The 4788-nt window shown below is 73.1% G+C and carries 2 protein-coding genes; both read left to right on the top strand.

Features of this window, described 5'->3' with window-relative positions:
• Nucleotides 1-3010, top strand: a 3010-nt coding sequence (locus AQI95_RS43735; protein WP_208614433.1) for an SDR family NAD(P)-dependent oxidoreductase, incomplete at its 5' end; no start/stop codon positions are given.
• A gap of 82 nt (nt 3011-3092) precedes the next feature.
• Nucleotides 3093-4788: type I polyketide synthase (locus AQI95_RS43730; RefSeq protein ID WP_208614432.1), on the top strand; the 1696-nt coding region annotated here is incomplete at its 3' end.

Below are 4788 nucleotides of genomic sequence, written 5' to 3'. Positions count from 1 at the left end.
CGCGGGGGGTGTTGATGTTGATTGGGGGGCGGTGTTCGAGGGTGTGTCGGCGCGGCGGGTTCAGTTGCCGACGTATGCCTTCCAGCACCAGCGCTACTGGCTGAAGTCGCAGCGCCCGACGGGCGACGTCTCCGCCGCCGGTCTCGCCGCTCCCCAACACCCGCTCCTCGGCGCCGCCGTCGAGCTGCCCGGCACCGGCGGCGTCGCCTTCACCGGCCGCTGGTCCCTACGCACCCACCCGTGGCTCGCCGACCACGCGGTCTGGGGCACGGCCCTGCTGCCCGGCACCGGCTTCGTCGACCTGGTCCTCACCGCCGGCGCCGAGGTCGACTGCGGCTCCCTCGAGGAACTCGTCATAGAGGCGCCCCTGATCCTCCCCGAGGACGATGCCGTCCAGGTGCGCGTCGAGGTCGGCCCCGCCGACGAGTCCGGCCGCCGAACCGTTTCCGTCCACTCCCGCCCCGAGACCGACGAGCCCGACTGGACCTGCCACGCCAGCGGCACCCTGGTCCCCGAGGACCTGAACTCCTCGGAACCGGCGCTCCCTTGGCCCCCGCCCGGCGCCACCGCCGTACCCGTGGACGTCCAGTCCGTCTACCCGGGCCTGGCCGAGCGCGGCTACGAGTACGGAGCCGCCTTCCAGGGACTGCGCGCCGTGTGGACGCGCGGAGACGAGATCTTCGCCGAGGTCGCCCTGCCGGAACAGCAGCAGGAGGACGCCGGGCGGTTCTCGCTGCACCCCGCCCTGCTCGACTCCGCGCTGCACGCCCCGCTGATCTACGGCACCGGCCTTCCGCGGCTGCCCTTCTCCTGGAACGGCATCACCCTGTGGACCCGGGGAGCCTCCCGGCTGCGGGCCCACTTCGTGCCCGCCGGCGAGGAGACCTGGCAGGTCACCGTCACCGACCAGACGGGCGCCCCCGTCGCCCGCATCGAGGCGCTCATCGGCCGTCAGGTCACACCGGAGCAGCTCGCGGAGGCCCGGCTGGCCCGCGAGACCGGCTCCTCCCGCCTCGACAACTGGGTGTACGGCACGAGCTGGACCCCGGCCGAGGCGACGGATCCGGCCGCGGCGCCCACCGGCACCTGGCTGGTGGCCGTGCCCGCCGGACGGACGGACGACGCCACCGTGGCCGCATGCGTCACGGCGCTCGGCGAGGCGGGCGCCCACCCCGTCCTGCTGCCGGTCGCCGACGCCGACCGCGCGATCCTGGCCGGACTGCTCACCGACACCGCGCACGGGCAGGACGCCGTCGCGGGCGTCCTCTCCCTGCTCGCCCTCGACGAGTCCGACCATCCCGACCACCCCGGCGTCACCGAAGGCCTCGCCACCACGCTCGCCCTGATCCAGGCGCTCGGCGACACCGGTATCGACAAGCCCCTCTGGCTCGCCACCGACGGCGCGGTCGCCACCTCCGACGCCGACCAGGTACGCAGCCCCCGCCAGGCCGCCCTGTGGGGCCTCGGCCAGGTCGCGGCCCTCGAACACCCGGGCCGCTGGGGCGGCTTGATCGACCTGCCCGACGCGTTCGACGACCGCACCCGCGCCGGACTGCGCACCGTGCTGGGCGGCGGCATCGGCGCCGAGGACCAACTCGCCCTGAGGGCCGCAGGGTTCCTCGTCCGGCGCCTGGAACGGGCGGCGCTGCACCGGCCGCTGCCCGACGAGACCGCGTGGCAGCCCACCGGGACCGTGCTGATCACCGGCGGCACCGGAGCGCTCGGCGGCCACGTCGCCCGCCGACTGGCCGCCAAGGGCGCCGACCACCTCGTCCTCGTCAGCCGGCGCGGCTCCGACAGCCCGGGGGCCGCGGAACTCACGGCCGAACTCACCGAGGCGGGCGCCCGCGTCACGGTCGCCGCCTGTGACGTCGCCGACCGGCAGGCCCTGGAGGAGCTGCTGACCAAGTCGGAGGCCGACGGGGACCCGATCCGGGCCGTGGTGCACGCCGCGGGCGTCAACGGCTTCGGCTCCCTCGACGAGACGACCCTCACGGACTTCGGCACCGTCGTCTCCGCCAAGGTGGCCGGAGCGGCCCACCTCGACGCACTGCTCGGCGACGCCGACCTGGACGCGTTCGTCGTCTTCTCGTCCATCGCCGGTGTATGGGGCAGCGGCAGCCAGAGCGCCTACTCCGCGGGCAACGCCTACCTGGACGCCCTCGCCCGGCACCGGCGCGGCCTCGGCCGGGCCGCGACCTCCGTCGCCTGGGGCGCCTGGTCCGGCGGCGGCATGGTGGACGCCGCCTCGGCACCGCAACTGCGCCGCCAGGGCATCGAGGCCGTCCGCCCCGAACTGATGCTCGCCGTGCTCGACCGCGCCCTGACGGGTGATCAGAGCGGCCTCACCGTCGCCCACATCGACTGGAAGCGCTTCTACCCGGCGTTCACCTCGGCCCGCCCCTCAGCCCTCCTGCAGGGCGTACCCGAAGTGCGGCGCATCGCCGCCGCCGAAGCCCGTGCCCGGCGCGCCGACCTCACCACGGCCGATTCGCTGCGCCGGCGCCTGGCCGGCCTCGGCGAGGGCGCGCAGAAGGAGATCCTGCTCGACCTGGTCCGCGCCGAGACCGCCGTCGTCCTCGGCCACCAGGACGTGCACGCGGTCCACCCGGACCGTGCCTTCCAGGAACTGGGCTTCGACTCGCTCACCGCCGTAGAACTGCGCAACAAGCTGTCCGCGGCCACCGGCCTGCGGCTGCCCGCCACCCTGCTCTTCGACCACCCGGCACCGGCCGTGCTCGTCAGCCACCTGCGGGACGCACTCGCCCCCGAGGGCGGGCCCGCCGTGCACCAGGCGGTGGCCGAGGTGGAGAAGCTGAAGGCCGCCCTCGCCTCCGTGTCCGACGACCAGGCGGTCCGCGCACAGGTCACCGCAGCCCTGCACGTCGTGCTGGCCAAGTGGTCCCCGGACGCCGCCCAGGACGAGGCGGACGACGATCTCGACTCGGTCACCGACGACGAGGTCTTCGACATCATCGACAACGAGTTCAACGAGTTCACCGCTTCTTGACGCCGTCCCCCGCTGGTTCCTGACGCCGTCCCCCACTGCCCGCCTGCCGCCAGAAGCCTGTTTCTAGGAGCTGACCTTCCCCATGGTCGACGACAAGAAGTACCGCGAATACCTCAACAAGGCCGTCGCCACCGCGCGTCAGGCCACGCGCCGGCTGCGCGAGGTCGAGGAGAAGGCATGGGAACCCATCGCCATCGTCGGTATGGCCTGTCGTCTGCCGGGCGGAGTGACCTCACCCGAGGACCTGTGGCGGCTGGTCGCCGACGGCACCGACGCCATATCCCCCTTCCCGGCCGACCGAGGCTGGGACCTGGAGGGCCTGTACGACCCCGACCCCGACGTACCGGGCACGTCGTACGTGCGTGAGGGCGGCTTCCTCGACGGCGTGGCCGACTTCGACGCGGGCTTCTTCGGGATATCCCCGCGCGAGGCGCTGGCCATGGACCCGCAGCAGCGGCTGCTCCTGGAGACCTCCTGGGAGGTCTTCGAAAGCGCCAACATCGACCCCACGTCCCTGCGCGGGCGCCGGATCGGCTTCTACACCGGCGTCATGCACCACGACTACGCCCCGCGGGTGAGGCAGGTGCCCGAGGACCTGGAGGCGTACATCGGGCGCGGCAGCACGGGCAGTTTCGCCTCCGGCCGCGTGTCGTACATGCTGGGCCTGGAAGGCCCCTCGGTAACGGTCGACACCGCGTGCTCCTCGTCGCTGGTCGCCATCCACCTCGCCGTGCAGTCCCTGCGCACAGGCGAGTCGGAGATGGCGATGGCGGGCGGCGCGGCCGTGATGTCCGACAGCAGGATGTTCGTGGAGTTCTCCCGGCAGCGCGGCCTCTCCCCGGACGGCCGGTGCCGAGCCTTCGCCGCGAGCGCCAACGGCACCGGCTTCTCCGAGGGCGTCGGCGTACTGCTCCTGGAGCGCCTGTCCGACGCCCGCCGCAACGGACACGAGGTGCTGGCCGTCGTCCGGGGCACCGCCGTGAACCAGGACGGCGCGTCCAACGGCCTGACCGCGCCCAACGGCCCCTCCCAGCGGGACGTCATCCGGCAGGCGTTGGAGAACGCCCGGCTCTCCGCCGCCGACGTCGACGCCGTGGAGGCGCACGGCACCGGTACCTCCCTCGGCGACCCGATCGAGGCGCAGGCGCTGATCGCCACCTACGGCCAGGAGCGGCCCGCCGACGGCCGGCCGCTGTGGCTGGGCTCGCTGAAGTCCAACATCGGGCACGCCCAGTCGGCCGCCGGTGTGGCGGGTGTGATCAAGATGGTGGAGGCGATGCGGCACGGTGTGCTGCCGAGGACGTTGCACGTGGACGCGCCGACGCCTGAAGTCGACTGGTCCGAGGGTGCGGTGGAGCTGCTGACCGAGGCCCGGGAGTGGCCGGAGCGGGACGAGCCGCGCCGGGCCGCCGTGTCGTCCTTCGGCCTCAGTGGCACCAACGCGCATGTGATCCTCGAGTCCGCGCGGCCCGCCCCCGACGAGTCCGCCCCCACTGCCGAGTCCCCCGACACCGCCGCCGGTCGTGTGTTGCCTGGTGGTGTGGTGCCGCTTGTGCTTTCGGGTGCTACGCCGGATGCGTTGCGTGGGCAGGCGTTGCGTCTTGCGGAGTTCTTGCGTGGGCGGCCTGAGGTGTCGTTGGTGGATGTTGGTGTGTCTTTGGTGTCGCGTGCTGTGTTGGATTGTCGTGGTGTGGTTGTCGCGGGTTCTCATGCTGAGGCGGTGGAGCGCCTGGTGGCTTTGGCCGGGGGTTCCGATGTGGTGCCTGTCGGTGGGTCTC

Source organism: Streptomyces yokosukanensis (assembly GCF_001514035.1).
Classification (GTDB): domain Bacteria; phylum Actinomycetota; class Actinomycetes; order Streptomycetales; family Streptomycetaceae; genus Streptomyces; species Streptomyces yokosukanensis.
This window is presented reverse-complemented; position numbering and strand designations above follow the sequence as displayed.